Annotated in this window: 17 protein-coding genes; 10 read left to right on the top strand and 7 right to left on the bottom strand. The window is 72.1% G+C overall.

The window, feature by feature from the left end:
* Positions 1 to 5: 5 nt before the first annotated feature.
* Together Ato02nite_RS51685 and Ato02nite_RS19540 are read left to right on the top strand one after the other, a co-directional pair.
* Complete coding sequence (locus Ato02nite_RS51685; RefSeq protein WP_246607215.1) at positions 6 to 359, top strand: hotdog family protein; 354 nt, start codon at positions 6 to 8, stop codon at positions 357 to 359.
* Positions 356 to 1,486 (top strand): lipid-transfer protein, encoded by a 1,131-nt coding sequence (locus tag Ato02nite_RS19540; RefSeq protein WP_213008003.1) that lies wholly within the window; start codon positions 356 to 358, stop codon positions 1,484 to 1,486. The genes Ato02nite_RS51685 and Ato02nite_RS19540 overlap by 4 nt, the downstream gene beginning before the upstream one ends.
* Here the strand turns inward: Ato02nite_RS19540 and Ato02nite_RS19535 are convergent.
* Both Ato02nite_RS19535 and kstD read right to left on the bottom strand, forming a co-directional pair.
* Entirely contained in the window at positions 1,473 to 2,276 is an 804-nt protein-coding gene (locus tag Ato02nite_RS19535) for a MaoC/PaaZ C-terminal domain-containing protein (RefSeq protein WP_213008002.1), read from the bottom strand. The genes Ato02nite_RS19540 and Ato02nite_RS19535 overlap by 14 nt on opposite strands.
* Positions 2,276 to 3,862: a 3-oxosteroid 1-dehydrogenase gene (kstD, locus tag Ato02nite_RS19530; RefSeq protein ID WP_213008001.1), complete on the bottom strand. Its 1,587-nt coding sequence runs from the start codon at positions 3,860 to 3,862 to the stop codon at positions 2,276 to 2,278. The genes Ato02nite_RS19535 and kstD overlap by 1 nt, the downstream gene beginning before the upstream one ends.
* A 50-nt stretch (positions 3,863 to 3,912) precedes the next feature.
* On the opposite strand from kstD, the gene Ato02nite_RS19525 reads away from it, so the two are divergent.
* Genes Ato02nite_RS19525 through dmpG form a run of 4 tightly spaced genes read left to right on the top strand, consistent with a single transcriptional unit; the run spans position 3,913 to position 8,174 of the window.
* Positions 3,913 to 5,547 (top strand): FAD-binding protein, encoded by a 1,635-nt coding sequence (locus Ato02nite_RS19525; RefSeq protein WP_213008000.1) that lies wholly within the window; start codon positions 3,913 to 3,915, stop codon positions 5,545 to 5,547.
* Positions 5,531 to 6,319: a 2-keto-4-pentenoate hydratase gene (locus Ato02nite_RS19520; protein WP_213007999.1), complete on the top strand. Its 789-nt coding sequence runs from the start codon at positions 5,531 to 5,533 to the stop codon at positions 6,317 to 6,319. The genes Ato02nite_RS19525 and Ato02nite_RS19520 overlap by 17 nt, the downstream gene beginning before the upstream one ends.
* Positions 6,316 to 7,170, top strand: a complete 855-nt coding sequence (locus Ato02nite_RS19515) for an acetaldehyde dehydrogenase (acetylating) (RefSeq protein ID WP_213007998.1) — start codon at positions 6,316 to 6,318, stop codon at positions 7,168 to 7,170. The genes Ato02nite_RS19520 and Ato02nite_RS19515 overlap by 4 nt, the downstream gene beginning before the upstream one ends.
* A complete protein-coding gene (dmpG, locus tag Ato02nite_RS19510) occupies positions 7,167 to 8,174 on the top strand; it encodes a 4-hydroxy-2-oxovalerate aldolase (RefSeq protein WP_213007997.1) in 1,008 nt (335 codons plus the stop codon). The genes Ato02nite_RS19515 and dmpG overlap by 4 nt, the downstream gene beginning before the upstream one ends.
* Here dmpG and Ato02nite_RS19505 read toward each other — a convergent pair.
* From Ato02nite_RS19505 to Ato02nite_RS19495, 3 genes are read right to left on the bottom strand one after another with little or no spacing between them, the layout of a single operon-like run.
* Positions 8,161 to 9,132: a ferredoxin--NADP reductase gene (locus tag Ato02nite_RS19505; protein ID WP_213007996.1), complete on the bottom strand. Its 972-nt coding sequence runs from the start codon at positions 9,130 to 9,132 to the stop codon at positions 8,161 to 8,163. The two genes, dmpG and Ato02nite_RS19505, sit on opposite strands and share 14 nt — an antisense overlap.
* Positions 9,132 to 9,368 (bottom strand): hypothetical protein, encoded by a 237-nt coding sequence (locus tag Ato02nite_RS19500; RefSeq protein WP_213007995.1) that lies wholly within the window; start codon positions 9,366 to 9,368, stop codon positions 9,132 to 9,134. The genes Ato02nite_RS19505 and Ato02nite_RS19500 overlap by 1 nt, the downstream gene beginning before the upstream one ends.
* The gene (locus tag Ato02nite_RS19495) at positions 9,365 to 10,498 is read right to left on the bottom strand and encodes a 3-ketosteroid-9-alpha-monooxygenase, oxygenase component (RefSeq protein WP_213007994.1); all 1,134 of its coding nucleotides are present in this window, start codon (positions 10,496 to 10,498) and stop codon (positions 9,365 to 9,367) included. The genes Ato02nite_RS19500 and Ato02nite_RS19495 overlap by 4 nt, the downstream gene beginning before the upstream one ends.
* A 93-nt stretch (positions 10,499 to 10,591) precedes the next feature.
* Between Ato02nite_RS19495 and hsaA the strand changes: the two genes are divergently transcribed.
* Genes hsaA through hsaB form a run of 4 tightly spaced genes read left to right on the top strand, consistent with a single transcriptional unit; the run spans position 10,592 to position 14,040 of the window.
* Positions 10,592 to 11,767 (top strand): 3-hydroxy-9,10-secoandrosta-1,3,5(10)-triene-9,17-dione monooxygenase oxygenase subunit, encoded by a 1,176-nt coding sequence (gene hsaA / locus Ato02nite_RS19490; protein ID WP_213007993.1) that lies wholly within the window; start codon positions 10,592 to 10,594, stop codon positions 11,765 to 11,767.
* A gap of 8 nt (positions 11,768 to 11,775) precedes the next feature.
* Positions 11,776 to 12,588, top strand: coding sequence for a 4,5:9,10-diseco-3-hydroxy-5,9,17-trioxoandrosta-1(10),2-diene-4-oate hydrolase (hsaD, locus tag Ato02nite_RS19485; RefSeq protein ID WP_213007992.1), 813 nt, complete (start codon positions 11,776 to 11,778; stop codon positions 12,586 to 12,588).
* The gene (hsaC, locus tag Ato02nite_RS19480; protein ID WP_213007991.1) at positions 12,585 to 13,487 is read left to right on the top strand and encodes an iron-dependent extradiol dioxygenase HsaC; all 903 of its coding nucleotides are present in this window, start codon (positions 12,585 to 12,587) and stop codon (positions 13,485 to 13,487) included. The genes hsaD and hsaC overlap by 4 nt, the downstream gene beginning before the upstream one ends.
* Positions 13,477 to 14,040 (top strand): 3-hydroxy-9,10-secoandrosta-1,3,5(10)-triene-9,17-dione monooxygenase reductase subunit, encoded by a 564-nt coding sequence (gene hsaB / locus Ato02nite_RS19475; RefSeq protein ID WP_246607206.1) that lies wholly within the window; start codon positions 13,477 to 13,479, stop codon positions 14,038 to 14,040. Before hsaC ends, hsaB begins: the two co-directional genes overlap by 11 nt.
* On the opposite strand, the gene Ato02nite_RS19470 is transcribed toward hsaB, so the two are convergent.
* Positions 14,037 to 14,900 carry a hypothetical protein gene (locus Ato02nite_RS19470; protein ID WP_213007990.1) on the bottom strand — a complete coding sequence of 288 codons (864 nt, stop codon included), beginning with the start codon at positions 14,898 to 14,900 and terminating at the stop codon, positions 14,037 to 14,039. The two genes, hsaB and Ato02nite_RS19470, sit on opposite strands and share 4 nt — an antisense overlap.
* Positions 14,894 to 15,067 (bottom strand): hypothetical protein, encoded by a 174-nt coding sequence (locus Ato02nite_RS19465; RefSeq protein WP_213007989.1) that lies wholly within the window; start codon positions 15,065 to 15,067, stop codon positions 14,894 to 14,896. The genes Ato02nite_RS19470 and Ato02nite_RS19465 overlap by 7 nt, the downstream gene beginning before the upstream one ends.
* Positions 15,068 to 15,161 lie beyond the last annotated feature (94 nt).

The raw sequence follows: 15,161 nt of genomic DNA, 5'->3' as shown, positions 1-15,161 counted from the left end.
CGGACCTGACCGAACTGCCGCCGTGGGAACTCGCGGTCACCCCGACCGTCATCATCAGCACGGCCCTGGCCACGCGCGACTTCCAGGACGTGCACCACGACCGGGACGCGGCCGTGCGCCGTGGCAGCAAGGACATCTTCCTCAACATCCTCGCCACCACCGGCCTGGTGCAGCGGTACGTCACCGACCGGCTCGGGCCGGACGCCGCGCTGCGCGGGATTTCGCTGCGGCTCGGCGGGCCCTGCTACGCGTACGACACGCTGACCTTCGCCGGCCGGCAGCGCGCGGGCGAGGTGGCGGTGACCGGGCGGACCGCGACCGGCGAGCACGTCACGGCGACCGTACGGCTGGCGTCGTGATCGCCCGGACCGCGGCCATCGCGGGCATCGGGGCCACCGAGTTCTCCAAGGACTCCGGCCGCAGCGAGCTGCGGCTCGCGGCCGAGGCGATCCGGGCCGCGCTCGACGACGCCGGCCTGCGGCCGTCCGACGTCGACGGCCTGGTCACCTTCACCATGGACGACAACGCCGAGATCGCGGTGGCCCGGGAGATCGGCGCGGGCGAGCTGACCTTCCTCAGCCGGATCGGGTACGGCGGGGGAGCCGCCTGCGCGGTCGTGCAGCAGGCGGTGCTCGCCGTGGCGACCGGTATCGCGTCGACGGTGGTCTGCTACCGCGCGCTCAACGAACGCTCCGGCCGCCGGTTCGGGCAGGCCACCCTCCCACCCGGGCTGGACGCGAGCTGGCACTACCCGATGGGCCTGGCCACCCCGGCCGCGATGGTGGCCATGGTGGCCCGGCGGTATATGCACGACTACGGCGCCACCACCGATGACTTCGGCCGGGTCACGGTCTCGGCCCGGCGGTACGCGGCTACCAACCCGGCCGCGTGGTTCTTCGGGCGGCCGATCACCCTGGACGACCATCGGGCCTCGCGCTGGATCGCCGAGCCGCTGCGGCTGCTGGACTGCTGCCAGGAGAGCGATGGCGCGGTCGCGCTGGTGGTGACCTCCGCTGAGCGGGCCTGCGATCTGCGCCGGCCGTCCGCCGTGATCAGCGCGGCGGCCCAGGGCAGCGGGACCGACCAGTTCGTGATGACCAGTTACTACCGCGACGAGGTGGCCGCGCTGCCGGAGATGGGCGTGGTGGCCCGCCAGCTCTGGGGGCAGTCCGGGTTCGGGCCGGGCGACGTGCGGACCGCCGTGCTCTACGACCATTTCACGCCGTACGTCCTGATGCAGTTGGAGGAATTGGGGTTCTGCGGCCGTGGCGAGGCGCGGCATCTGATCGCTTCGGCCGACTGCCCGCCGATCAACCCGAACGGCGGGCAGCTGGGGGAGGCGTACATCCATGGCATGAACGGCATTGCCGAAGCCGTCCGGCAGGTGCGCGGGACCGCGGCCAACCAGGTGCCCGGGGACGGGCCGGTGCTGGTCACGGCGGGCACCGGGGTGCCGACCAGCGGGCTGATCCTCAGCGCAGCGTGACCACCGCGTCGGAGAGCACCGGGCGGTCGCCGACGCTCGCCTGCAGGACGAGACGGCCGTCCTCGCGCCAGATCCGGGTGCGCAGCGTGTCGCCCGGGAAGACGACCCCGGCGAAACGGGCCCGGTAGCCGGCCACGCTTTTCATCTCCGCGCCGACGGCCGCCTTCAACACCATGCCGTACGTGCAGAGGCCGTGCAGGATCGGACGGGGGAAGCCGGCCCGCGCCGCGAACGCCGGGTCGACGTGCAGCGGGTTGCGGTCGCCGAGCAGGCGGTACCAGAGCGCCTGCCGCGGATCGGTGGGGGAGAGCACCTCGTCGTCGGGTTCGCGATCGGGCAGCGGCACCCGGGTGTCCGGGCCGCGGTCGCCGCCGAAGCCGCCCTCGCCCTTGACGAAGATGCTGATCCGGCTGGTGAACAGCTCGGTGGTGGTCTCGGTGACGACGATGGCGGCGCTGCCCTTGTCGTGGACGGCGGCGATCCGTGAGCGCGCCGTGCACCTGCCCGCGATCGGGATCGGGCGGTGGATCTCGATCTCCTGCCGGCCGTGCACGACCCGGGCCAGGTCGACGTCGATGCCGGGCATCCGCACCGTCGGCGGCTCGGTGTCGCGCAGCGTCGTCGCCACGGTGGCGAAGGTCGGCAGCACACCGGCCAGCGCGCCCTCGTACACATAGGACAGCTCGTCGGCGCCGATGGCCAGGTGGTAGAGCAGCACGTCGGTGCTGTCCCAGCTCAGGTCGCGGCTCGGCAGCTCGGCACCGACCGCCTCGTCCGGGTCGATGGGCATCAGGCCATGTCCTTCGCCGCCAGGTAGCCGAACGTCAGGGCCGGGCCCAGGGTGGCGCCCGCACCGGCGTAACTGCGGCCCATCACCGCGGCGCTGACGTTGCCCGCCGCGTACAGCCCGGGGATGACCGTGCCGTCCGGGCGCAGCACCCGGGCCCGCTCGTCGGTGCGCAGCCCGCCCTTGGTGCCCAGGTCGCCGGGCACCATCCGGAACGCATAGAACGGCGGCTTCCCGACCGGGCCCAGGCACGGGTTGGGCCGCTGCCGCGGATCGCCGTAGTAGCGGTCGTAGGCCGAGTCGCCGCGGTGGAAGTCGTCGTCTCGCCCGCCGGCCGCGAACCCGTTGAACCGCCCGACCGTCGCCACCAGCGCCTCCGCGTCGATCCTGGCCGCCAGCTCGGCCAGGGTGCCGGCCCGGTGCGCCATGCCGTCGTCGAACCAGCGGCGCGGCAACGGCGTTCGCGGACCGCGCCCGGCGAACAGATAGCGGTTCCGGTAGGTCTGATCGGCGATCAGCCAGGCCGGTTGAGGCGCGGCCAGCATGGCGTGGACGGCATCCACGTACGGTGCCGCCTCGTTGACGAAACGGCGGCCGGTCGCGTCGACCATCAGGCAGCCCGGCTGGTTGCGCTCGGCGAGACAGAAGTACGGCTCCCGGCCGACCGGAATCGACGGGCCCCACCACGCCTCGTCCATCAGGTCGAGGGCGGCACCCAGCCGCTCGCCCGCCTCGATGCCGTCGCCGGTGTTGCCCTTCGCGCCGACCGTCCACTCGGTGCCCATGCCCTGATACTTCTGGCGCATCGTCTCGTTCTGCTCGAAGCCGCCGCTGGCCAGCAGCACGCCCCGGCGGGCACTGATCACGCCGGTGGTGCGGACCCCGGTCACCCGGCCGTCCTCGACCACCAGGTCGGTCATCGGCGTCCCGAGCAGCACCGGAACGCCCGCCCTGCGCAGCCCGGCCCGCAGGCCGGCGGCGAGCGCCTGGCCCATGGTGAGCTTCCGCTTCCGGGACAGGCCGCGGGCGACCAGGCGGGCCGCGGTGAGGATCGAGCGCGGATGCCGTACGCCCAGCGACAGCCACCGGTAGTCGACCTGGGTGACCGCGATGCTGCCCGGCGCGGCCCGATAGGGCGCGGCGAGCGTCGCCAGGTCGGGCCCGATCAGCCGGGCGTCCAGCGGCCGGGGCTCGATGCTGCGTCCGCTCGCCAGCCCGCCGGGGGCCTCGGGGTAGTAGTCCGGATAGCCGGGCACCCAGGCGAAGTCGAGCGGGGTGTGCGCCCGGACGAACGCCAGCATCTCCGGCGCAGCCGACAGGAACGCGTTCTGCCTGGCCGGGGTGGCGTCCGGTCCCGCGACGTGCGCCAGGTAGGCGTGGGCGTCCCCGGTCACGCCGGCTTTCGTCAGCACCTCGTTGCCCGGCAACCACAGACCGCCGCCCGAGCGCGCGGTGGATCCGCCGTAGGATTCGGCCTTTTCCAGCACTATCGCGCTCAGCCCGTGGTGCGCCGCGGCGAGCGCCGCGACCATGCCGGCGCCACCACTGCCGACCACGACGACGTCGAACTCTTCCGCTGCCTTCGACACTAGAACAGGTTACAATTCTTGCCGCTGCGCCGCACCCCTACGGAGGCACCGTGACCGAGCCCTGGGACGAGACGGCCGACGTCGTGGTGGTCGGCTTCGGCGCCGCCGGGGCCTGCGCCGCGATCGAGGCCGCCGACGCGGGTGCCCGTGTGCTGGTGCTCGACCGGTTTCTCGGCGGTGGCGCCACGGCTATCTCCGGCGGGGTCGTGTACGCCGGCGGTGGCACCCGGCAGCAGCGTTCGGCCGGGGTCGCCGACTCGCCGGAGGCGATGGCCGGCTATCTGCGTGAGGAGGTCGGCGACACGGTCTCGGCGGCCACCCTCCGCCGCTTCTGCGAGCAGAGCGCGGGCATGATCGACTGGCTCTCCGGGCTCGGGGTGCCGTTCGACGCGCGCCTCTGCCCGTACAAGACGTCCTACCCCACCAACCGCCACTACCTGTACTACTCGGGCAGCGAGTTGTCGTTCGCCGACCCGGCGCCGCGCGGCCACCGGGTCGTCGCTCGCGGCACCTCCGGCCGGGTGCTCGCCGCCCGGCTCGCCGCCGCCGCGCGCGGTCGCGGTGTCTCGGTGCACGCCCAGACCCGCGTCGAACGCCTTGTCACCGGGCCGGACGGCCGGGTCGTCGGTGCCGAGTGCCGCACCCTCCGGGGCGCCCCGGGCTGGGTCCGGCTCGGTCATCGGGTGCTGCACCGCTGGTCGGTCAAGCCCGGCCTCTATCTGCCGGGGCTGGGCCGGGCGCTGCATCGGCCGGTTGCCTGGCTGGAGCGGCGTTACGGGCGCCCGCTGCGGGTCGGGGCCGGGCGCGGCGTGGTGCTCGGCGCCGGTGGGTTCGTCTTCAACCGCGAGATGATGCGCGAGCACGCCCCGGACTATCGCGGCGGGCTCCGGCTCGGCACGCCCGGCGACGACGGCTCGGGGATCCGGCTCGGGGTCGCGGCCGGTGGCCGCACCGACCACCTCGGCCGCGTGACGATCTGGCGGTTCCTGGCGCCGCCCTCGGCCATGCTCGGCGGGCTGCTCGTCGACCGGGACGGGCGGCGGGTCTGCGACGAGTCCCGCTACGGCGCGGCGGTGGGCGAGGCGATCCTGCGCTCGCCCGGTGCGCGGGCCTGGCTGCTGCTCGACGCGGCGGTGCTGGCCGAGTGCCGCCGCCAGGTGTGGACGCAAACCCTGTGGTTCCAGCGCTGGCAGGCGTTCTGGCTGCTGACCGCCGGCCGGGTGACCGGCCCGACCCCCGAGGCGGTCGCCCGCCGGGCCGGCGTCGACCCAACCGGCCTGACCGCAACCCTCGCGACCTACCAAGCCGCCGAGCCGACGCGGACCGCCGCGTCCGTCGGCGAGTCTGCACACCCGGCCCTCCGGCCCGCCTACCCAGCCGGCAAGCCCGCCGAGTTGGTGCGTCCGTTGGCTTCCCCGCCGTACTCGTTGATTGATGTCTCGGTGCGGAACCGGACCGCTCTGCCGGCACCGATGCTCACGCTCGGGGGTTTGCGGGTCGATGAGGCGACCGGGCAGGTGCTGGGCGTGCCGGGTCTCTATGCCGCCGGGCGGACCGCGGTCGGCATCTGCTCGCGCAGTTATGTCAGCGGGCTGTCGCTGGCCGATTGCGTTTTCTCCGGGCGCCGGGCCGGTCGCAGCGCCGCCATCCAGGACCGGGGAGGTCTGCATGCTCACCGAGGCTGATCGACTTGCCCTCGCCGACCGGTTGCGGGTCGCCGAGCGCGACCGGACGCCGATTCCGCCGCTGGTGCGGGAACGGCCCGATCTGACAGCCGCCGACGCCTACGCCATCCAGCTCCACAACATCCGGCGCCGCGGCGGCGAGGTCGTCGGGCACAAGGTCGGCCTGTCGTCGAAGGCGATGCAGCAGATGATGGGCGTCGACGAGCCCGACTACGGGCACCTGATGGCCGACATGCGACTGCCCGAGACCGAGCCGGCCGATGCGTCGCGCTACTGCTTTCCCCGGGTCGAGATCGAGGTGGCCTTCCTGCTCGGCGCCGACCTGCCGGGCGAGGGCTGCACCGAGGCGGACGTGCTGGCCGCCACCGAGGCGTTCGCGCCGTCGATCGAGCTGATCGACAGCCGCATCCAGGACTGGAAGATCAGCCTGGCCGACACGATCGCCGACAACGCCTCGTCGGCCGGCTTCGTCGTCGGCGCGGGCCGGGTGCCACCCGGTGCGATCGACCCACGCGGGATCGACGCCGTGCTCTACCGCGACGGTGAGCCGGTCGTGCGGGGCCGCTCCGATGCCGTGCTCGGCAATCCGGTGACCGCGGTGGCCTGGCTGGCCCGCACGGTCGCCGGCTTCGGGGTGCGGCTGCGCGCGGGCCACCTGGTGCTGCCGGGTGCGTGCGCCCGCGCGGTGGACGCCCACCCGGGCGACGATTTCCGCGCGGTCTTCACCGGCCTCGGCGAGGTCCGGCTGTCCTTCACGGAGGTGTCCCCATGACGTTGACGGCGGCCATCGTCGGGTCCGGCAACATCGGGACGGACCTGCTCTACAAGCTGATGCGCTCCGAGCGGATCGAGCCGCGCTGGATGGTCGGCATCGACCCGGACAGCCCGGGCCTGCGCCGCGCCGCGGACCTCGGTCTGGAGACCAGTGCGAAGGGCGCCGACTGGCTGCTGGCCCAGGATCCGTTGCCCGATCTCGTCTTCGAAGCCACCGCGGCGGCCGTGCACCGGGCCGGCGCCCCGCGGTATGCGGAGGCCGGCATCCGGGCCGTCGACCTCACCCCGGCGGCGGTCGGCCCGCTCGTGGTGCCCGAGGTCAACCTGCGCGAACACCTCGGCGCACCGAACCTCAACCTGATCACCTGCGGCGGGCAGGCGACGATCCCGATGGTGTACGCGGTCTCCCGGTGCACGCCGGTCGGCTACGCCGAGATCGTGGCCACCGTCTCCTCGCGGTCGGCGGGGCCGGGCACCCGGGCCAACATCGACGAGTTCACCCGCACCACCGGCCGGGCCCTGGAGCTGGTCGGCGGCGCGGCCCGGGGCAAGGCGATCGTCGTGCTCAACCCGGCCGACCCGCCGATGGTCATGCGGGACACGGTGTTCTGCGCGATCGGCCCGGATGCCGACACCGAGGCCGTGGCGCGGTCGATCGAAGACATGGCCGCCGAGGTGGCTCGGTACGTGCCCGGCTACCGGCTGCTCAACGAGCCGCAGTTCGACCAGGGCCGAGTCGCGATCTTCGTGGAGATCACCGGGGCCGGGGACTTCTTACCGCCGTACGCCGGGAATCTGGACATCATGACCGCGGCCGCCACCCGCGTGGGAGAGGAACTGGCCTCATGAGCGCCGACATCCGGATCACCGATTCCTCGCTGCGGGACGGTTCGCACGCCAAGCGCCACCAGTTCACCGTCGCGGAGGTTACCGCGGTGGTCGCCGCGCTGGACGCGGCGGGCGTACCGGTGATCGAGGTGACGCACGGCGACGGCCTGGGCGGTTCGTCGTTCACCTACGGCCTGAGCCGGACTCCGGAGCAGGAGCTCATCAAGGCAGCCGTGCGCACCGCGAAGAACGCCAAGATCGCATTCCTGATGCTGCCCGGGATCGGGCTGTTCGACGACATCCGGGCGGCGGCCGGCAACGGCGCGACGGTTTGCCGGATCGCCAGCCACTGCACCGAGGCGGACATCACGGAGCAGCACTTCGGACTGGCCCGCAAGTTGGGCCTGGAGACCGTCGGTTTCCTGATGATGGCCCACTCCCAGCCGCCTCTCGCTCTGGCGAGACAGGCTCGGATCATGGCCGACGCCGGCTGTCAGTGCGTGTACGTCGTCGACTCGGCCGGTGCGCTCGTCCTCGACCAGGTCGGCGACCGGGTGGCGGCGCTGGTGGCCGAGCTCGGCGACGACGCCCAGGTGGGCTTCCACGGGCACGAGAACCTGGGCCTCGGCGTGGCCAACTCGGTCCTGGCGGTGCGGGCCGGCGCGAAGCAGATCGACGGCAGCACCCGCCGGTTCGGGGCCGGTGCCGGCAACACCCCCGTGGAGGCGTTCGTCGGCGTCTGCGACAAGCTCGGCATCCGCACCGGCATCGACTTCTTCGCGATCGTGGACGCGGCCGAGGACGTCGTCCGCCCGGTCATGCCGGACGAGTGCAAGCTCGACCGGCTCGCCCTGATCATGGGGTACGCCGGGGTCTACTCCAGCTTCCTCACCCACGCGTTCACCCTGGCCGAGCGCTATCAGGTGTCCGGCGCCGAGATCCTGGTGCGGGCGGGCGAGCGGCGCCTGGTCGGCGGCCAGGAGGACCAGCTCATCGACATCGCCGTACAGCTCAGTAATAGGTGACCGCGACCTCGTCGCTGCGCGCGATCGCCTGGCAGGCGAGGGTGTAGCCCTCGTCGAAGTCGTCCTGCTCGAGCACCTCGTTGTCGACCAGGTCGACCTTGCCGCGCAGCAGCCGCAGCGTGCAGGCGCCGCAGTGGCCCTGCCGGCAGGAGAACGGCGGGTTGAGGCCGGCCTCGATGATGACGTCGAGCATCCGTTTGCCGGCCGGCCACGGCAGCCGGCGGGTCTGCCCGTCGATCTCGACCTCGAGGGTGGCCTCCATCGACTCGTCCTGCCCGACCTCGAAGCGCTCCACGTTCACCAGACCCTCCGGCACTCCGGCTCGCTGCAAGGCGTCGCGGGCGACCGCGACGAAGGGTTCCGGACCGCAGATGTACGCCGCCCGCCCGGCCGCCGGCGCAACGAGGTCTTGCCATACCGCGGCATCGGGCGCCCCATGCTCGCTGTCCAGCCAATGTGTCACGGTGAGGCGGTCGCCGCTCAGCGCGGCCAGCTCCCGGCCGAAGATGATCGATTGCTCGTCCCGGTTGGCGTAGATCAGGGTGAGCCGGCCGCGGCCGTGCGCGAGCACCGACTTGATGATGCCCATCACCGGCGTGATCCCGCTGCCGGCCGCCAGCAGCAGGAGGTCGTCGTCGAGCGAGCCGGGGGTGAACTCCCCGGCGGGCGGCAGGAACTCCAGCGTCTCGCCGGCCCGCACGTGGTCGCAGATCCAGTTGGACGCCTGCCCGTCCCGTACCCGCTTGATGGTGATCTTCAAATCGGTGTCGGTGTGCGGCGAACTGGACAGCGAGTAGCAACGGGCCACGGTCCCGCCGCTCTGCGGCACCAGCACCGTGAGGTATTGCCCGGGGCGGTAGGCGAACTCGTCCCGCAGGGCGGGCGGCACCGTCAGGACCAGCGAGTGCGCGTCGGCGGTCTCGGCGATGACCTCGGCGACGCGCAGCCGGTGGACCATCAGGTCACCCCCAGCCGGCCCGCGCGCACCGCGTCGTCGATGCTGGCGCGCAGATCGAGGCAGGTGGGCACCAGAGCGCTCAGCGGGTTCGCGCACTCTTTTTCGGCCTGAGTCGTCCACTGCACGCTGGTCTGCTGCGGGCTCGACTTCCGCACCCGGACCAGGGCGCGGCAACGCGCGCAGGACAGTTCGGCGAACCCGCCCTCCAGGTATTCCTGCCGTTCCGTCAGGGTCATGCCGCCGGTCCCGCCTGACGTGCCAGGTTCTCCTCCACCTCGGCCGTCCAGGTCTCGACGGCCCGGGTGGTGTCGACCTCGAACTCGTAGCGGGCCACCATGTCGTCGGTGACGTCCTCGACGTCCACATAGAACTGTTCGTACCACCGGCGCAGCTGGTAGACCGGGCCGTCCTCGGCGCACAGCAGCGGGTTGTCGATCCGGCTCTTGTTCTTCCAGATCTCCACGTCCTGCTCGAAGCCGATCCCGATGCTCTTGGCGAACTTCGCCGCCGCCTTGGCCGCCTGCTCGCTGGTCAGGCCGGGCAATCGCTTGACGATGACGCCCCACTGCAGCACGAACGAGTTGGGCGTGACCGGGTAGTGGCAGTTGATCAGCACGGACTCGATCTCGAACCCGTGATAGTTGTTGAACAGGTAATCGATCATGTAGGAGGGGCCGTAGTAGGCCGCCTCCGAGCGCAACGTCGTGTCGCCCGACTGCTTCGCGGTGATCGGCACGTCCGGCCGCGGCCGGGTCTGCAGGAACTGCGCCGCCACCTGGCCTTCGAGGACGTTCTTGAAGAACGTCGGGAAGGCGAAGTGGATGTAGAAGAAGTGCGCCATGTCGACGACGTTGTCGATCACCTCGCGGCAGTTGGCGCCCTCGATCCGGATCGAGTCCCAGGTCCAGGTGCTCCACTCGTCGGAGAAGGCGCCCTCGATCCGCGGGATCACGACGTCCGGCGGGGGTGGGGCGCCCTGCGGGTCGTGCCAGACGAACAGTTGCCGGTTCTGCTCCTGGGCGTGCCAGGACCGGGTGCGGGCGCGCATCGGCACCCGATGCGCGTACGGCACCGAGGCGCAGCGGCCGTCGCCCCGCCAGCGCCAGTCGTGGAACGGGCAGGCCACCTCGTCGCCCTTGATCGTGCCCATCGTCAGGTCCCCGCCCATGTGCCGGCAGTAGCCGTCGAGCACGTGCAGCGTGCCGGCCGAGTCGGCGAAGACCACGAGTTTGGTGCCGAACGCCTCGACGGCGTGCGGCTTGCCGTCCCGGAAGGAGTCGGCCAGGCCCAGGCAGTGCCAGCCGCGGGCGAACCTGGCCGGCAGGACCCCGCTGTCGATCCTGCGTGCTGCTGCGCCGTCGCTCATCTGTCGCCTCCCGCTTGGGCGTAGCCCGTTAGGTAGAACGTGTTCTAGTATAGGGACCGTCCAGTTCGCCAGCCAAGCCAGCGGAGGGATCTCATGGAGGGCACCGAAGCGGTCGTGTCGGGCGTGCGGGAGTTGTTACCGGTTCTACGAGATCGGGCGCAGGAGGCGGAGGATCGCCGGCAGGTGTCCGCCGAGACGGTCAAGTCCCTCGCCGCGACCGGTTTCTTCCGGCTGCTGCAGCCGGCCCGGTTCGGTGGCTTCGAGGCCGACCCCACCACGTTCTTCGGCTGCGTGCGCGACATCGCCGCGGCGTGCGGCTCGACCGGCTGGATCGCCTCGGTGATCGGCGTGCACAACTGGCAGCTCGCGCTCTTCCCCGACCAGGCCCAGCAGGACGTCTGGGGCGACGACCCGGGCACGCTGATGTCCTCGTCCTACGCGCCCACCGGCAAGATCCAGGCGGTCGACGGCGGCTACCGGGTGAGCGGGCGCTGGAGTTTCTCCTCCGGCAGCGACCACGCGAGCTGGGTGCTGCTCGGCGGCATCGTCCCGCCCGGCGAGGACGGCACGCCGGCCGACTTCCGTACGTTTCTGGTGCCCGCGGCCGACTACACCATCGAGGACGTCTGGCACACCATCGGGCTGCGCGGCACCGGCAGCAACGACATCGTGGTGCCCGGCGCGTTCGTCCCGGCCTACCGTTCACTCAGCTTCGGCGACACCGCCCGCTGCTTCGGCCCCGGCCAGGAACTCAACCAGGCGCCGCTCTACCGGATTCCGTACGGCTCGATCTTCCCGTACACGATCACCACGCCGATCATCGGCATGGCCACCGGGGCGTACGACGCGCACGTCACCTACATGCGGGAGCGGGTCCGCGCCGCGTACGCCGGGGTGCGCGCCGCCGAGGACCCCTACTCGCAGGTGCGGGTCGCCCGGGCCGCGGCCGACGTGGACGCCGCCTGGCTCGCCCTGACCGCGAACATGACCGAGCTGATGGCGCTGGTCACCGCGGGCGAGAAACTGCCCATGCGGCTGCGCCTGCGGGTGCGTCGCGACCAGGTGCACGGCACCGAACTGGCGATCCAGGCGGTCGACCGGCTCTTCGAGAACTCCGGCGGCCGGGCGATCTACACGAGCCACCCGATCCAGCGCTTCTGGCGCGACGCGCACGCCGGCCGGGTGCACGCCATCAACGACCCCGAACGGGCCCTGTCCATGTACGGGCGCGGCGAGTTCGGCCTGTCCGTCGCCGACGCGATGATCTGAGGCCGTCGATGACACTCCACTTCCATCGCGCCGGCCCGGCCGGCGCCAACCCCGTGGTCCTCCTGCACGGCGGCGGGCCGGGGGCTTCGGCCCAGAGCAACTTCGGGCGTACGATCCCCGCCTTCGCCAAACGCTTCGACACGCTCGCCGTCGACCAACCCGGTTACGGCGGCTCCGAACTCGGGCAGCTGACAACGCAGTACTTCACGCACTCGGCCGACGCCCTCGCCGCGCTGCTCGACGAATTGGGCCTGGAGCGGGTCGACCTGGTCGGCAACTCGCTCGGCGGCGGGACCGCGGTCCGGTTCGCGCTCCGGCACCCGTCGCGGGCCGGTCGGCTGCTGCTGATGGGACCGGGCGGCCTCAGCCTCAACGTGTTCGCCGCCGACCCCACCGAGGGCGTCAAGCGGCTCGGCGCGTTCGGGGCCGGTCCCACCCGGGAACGGCTGGCGGCGTTCCTCCGTACCCTCGTCTTCGATCCCTCCCTGATCACCGACGAGCTGATCGATGAACGTCTGGCCGCCGCCACCACCCCGGGCGCCCTTCGCGCCCTGCGCGAGATGGGCGCCTCGTTCACCGATCCCGCGCGGTTCTCCGACGGCCTGCTCTGGCGGGACGCCCACCGGCTGCGCAACGAGGTGCTGCTGGTGTGGGGCCGCGAAGACCGGGTCAACCCGCTCGACGGCGCGCTGGTCGCGCTCAAGCTGATCCGCCGCTGCCGGCTGCACGTCTTCGGCGGCTGCGGCCACTGGGCGCACCTGGAGAAGTTCGACGAGTTCAACCGCCTCGCATTCGACTTCCTGGAAGGGGACAGGCCGTGAGCCTCATCCGATCCCTCGGCTACCTGCGCGTCGAGGCCACCGACGTGCCCGCCTGGCGGGAGTTCGGCGTCAAGGTGCTCGGCATGGTCGAGGGCCGCGGCCCCGACCCGACCGCCGTCTACCTGCGCATGGACGACCTGCCCGCGCGCATCGTGGTGGTGCCCGGCGACCGCGACCGGCTGGCCGCCAGCGGCTGGGAGCTTGCCTCACCGTTGTCGTTCGCGCAGCTGGTCACTGTTTTCGAGGAGGCCGGCGTCGCGGTCAAACCGGCGGGTGCCGACGAACTCGCCGACCGCCGGGTGGCGCAGCTGGTCGCTGTCGACGATCCGGCCGGCAACCGGCTCGAGTTCTTCTGCGGCGCGGCGCTCGACACCCGGCCGGCGCTCAGCGCGTACGGGACCAGGTTCGTCACCGGTTCGCAGGGCATGGGCCACATCGTGTTGCCGGCCTTCGACGACGAGGCCTCGCTGCGGTTCTGGACCGAGATCCTCGGCTTCCGGCTGCGCGACACGATGCGGCTGGTCCCCGAGCACATCGGCCTGCCGCACACCGACGAGCCACTGTGGATGCGCTTCCTCGGTTGCAATCCCCGGCACCACAGCGTCGCCCTGGCCCCCATCCCCGCCCCCAGCGGCCTCATCCACCTGATGACCGAGACCGCAACGATCGACGACGTGGGCCTGGCCATCGACCGCTGCGCCAAGAACAAGGCCCCACTGATCTCCACCCTCGGCCGGCACGCCAACGACGACATGATCTCGTTCTACGTGCGCACCCCGAGCGGCTTCGACATCGAATACGGTTTCGGCGGCCGGACCGTGGACGACCACACCTGGGTGGCCCGCCAGACCACCGCACACAGCGTGTGGGGCCACCGGTTCGCCCACGGTGGACACTGAGGCCCCGGTGGCCGTCGACCCGGCGGAGTTCCGCCGCGTGTTCGGCCACTTCTGCACCGGCGTCACCATCGTCACCACGACCGACGAGGACGGCCCGGCCGGTTTCGCCTGCCAGGCCTTCGCCCCGCTGTCCCTGAACCCGCCGCTGGTGCTGTTCTGCCCACAGGCCCGCTCGGAGACCTGGCGGCGCATCCGGCACACCGGCCTGTTCTGCGTCAACGTCCTGGCCGAGGGCCACGGCGAGATCTCCCGGGCGTTCGGGGCCCGCGGGGATGACAGGTTCGCCGGCGTGCCCTGGACCCCGTCCCCGGCCGGCATCCCGATCCTGACCGGGGTGTTGACCTGGGCGGAGTGCCGGCTCGAGGCGGTGCATCCGGGCGGCGACCACGAGATCGTGGTGGGTCGGGTGCTCACCCTCGGCGAGTGCGGAACCGACGGGCCGCTGTTGTTCTTCCGGGGCCGTTATCGCGCCGCGGCCCCGGCGCCGCCGGGCGCGACGCCCGAGGTGGTCGACACCCTGCTGGCCTGGCCCCGGCACACCGACTGGATCTAGCCGCGCTCGGCCACCACCCGGTCCAGCGCGCTGCGGGCGGCGCCCAGCAGCGTGCGGTCGACGCCCGGCACCTGCTCCGCCGCGGCGAACAGGTCCAGCAGGCTCTGCACCTGCGTGCGCGGCGCACCGGACCGCACGAAACGGTCGGTCCACTCCGGGCCGGAGTGGCGCAGGTCGTCCTCCAGATGGGCCAGCGCGGCCAGTTCGGCGTTGAGCAGTCCGGGGTCACCCGCGGTCAGCTCCGCCATCCGGGCGGTCGCGGCCTGCCGGGCCGGTCGGTCGCCCGCCGCGGCGAACAGGACGATGGCGAGCATCAGGACGTACTCCTGCGTTCTGCGGCCCGACGCGGCACAGCGCAGCAACAGGTCGAGCGGATCTCGCGGCCGGATCCGGGTCCAGGTGACGACACCGAGCTGGACCAGGGCGGCACGCACGTACCGCTCCCGGCGGATCAGAACGGAGAGTGGCGCCGGTAGTACCTCGTCCAGCTCCCCGGCCGCCGTCATGGTGAAGAAGGCCCCGCTCGCGGCGTAGGCCGGAAGGTGCATGCCCCGGTCGGCGAGGACGGTCCGCGCCCGGTCCCACTCGACAGCCAGGTTCAGGTGGACCGGTGGGGGCCGCTGAAATCGCAGACCGGCGCGCCCGAACGGCTCGTCCTCCACCGGCACCACGACGCCGTCCGGTTGCTCGCGGGCCGGCTCCGGCATGAAGAAGACGGTCTTGCCCAGGTGGCCTCCTTGCCGGATCCGATCGATCTCCCACAGCGTTCCGTCGTACGCGAGCGGGATGATGACGATGAAGGAGGCGGCGTCGATCAGCGGCTCCACCGTCTCGTGCCAGGTGTCGTCGGTGGTCACCACGCGTGCCGCCCCCTGGGCGATGTCGCCCGGCTCAGCGCGACGAACGCGGCCGTCGTGGCGCCGGCGACGAACGCGAGGTAGGGATGGTGCCGGACGAGCCGTGCGCCGAACACCGCGATCACCACGAGCGCCGCGATGACGCACAGGTAACCAAGCCATCGCAGCACCGTGCGTCCGCTTGGTGCACGCCGCCGTCGTCCCATTACCGAGTCCTACCGCATTCGCGGCCGCACGTCAGTCCTCGAACCGACGCTGCGGTGC

It is taken from the genome of Paractinoplanes toevensis (assembly GCF_018332695.1).
Taxonomy (GTDB): Bacteria; Actinomycetota; Actinomycetes; order Mycobacteriales; family Micromonosporaceae; genus Actinoplanes; species Actinoplanes toevensis.
The sequence above is the reverse complement of the archived record's forward strand: the minus strand, read 5'-3'. Positions and strand labels throughout refer to the sequence as shown.

Excerpts from the sequence above, each read along its gene's own strand:
- Ato02nite_RS19535 (WP_213008002.1), bottom strand. The coding sequence starts at position 2,276 with ATGCCCATCGACCCGGACGAGGCGGTCGGTGCCGAGCTGCCGAGCCGC.
- Ato02nite_RS19520 (WP_213007999.1), top strand. The coding sequence starts at position 5,531 with ATGCTCACCGAGGCTGATCGACTTGCCCTCGCCGACCGGTTGCGGGTC.
- Ato02nite_RS19515 (WP_213007998.1), top strand. The coding sequence starts at position 6,316 with ATGACGTTGACGGCGGCCATCGTCGGGTCCGGCAACATCGGGACGGAC.
- dmpG (WP_213007997.1), top strand. The coding sequence starts at position 7,167 with ATGAGCGCCGACATCCGGATCACCGATTCCTCGCTGCGGGACGGTTCG.
- Ato02nite_RS19505 (WP_213007996.1), bottom strand. The coding sequence starts at position 9,132 with ATGGTCCACCGGCTGCGCGTCGCCGAGGTCATCGCCGAGACCGCCGAC.
- Ato02nite_RS19500 (WP_213007995.1), bottom strand. The coding sequence starts at position 9,368 with ATGACCCTGACGGAACGGCAGGAATACCTGGAGGGCGGGTTCGCCGAA.
- Ato02nite_RS19495 (WP_213007994.1), bottom strand. The coding sequence starts at position 10,498 with ATGAGCGACGGCGCAGCAGCACGCAGGATCGACAGCGGGGTCCTGCCG.
- hsaA (WP_213007993.1), top strand. The coding sequence starts at position 10,592 with ATGGAGGGCACCGAAGCGGTCGTGTCGGGCGTGCGGGAGTTGTTACCG.
- hsaD (WP_213007992.1), top strand. The coding sequence starts at position 11,776 with ATGACACTCCACTTCCATCGCGCCGGCCCGGCCGGCGCCAACCCCGTG.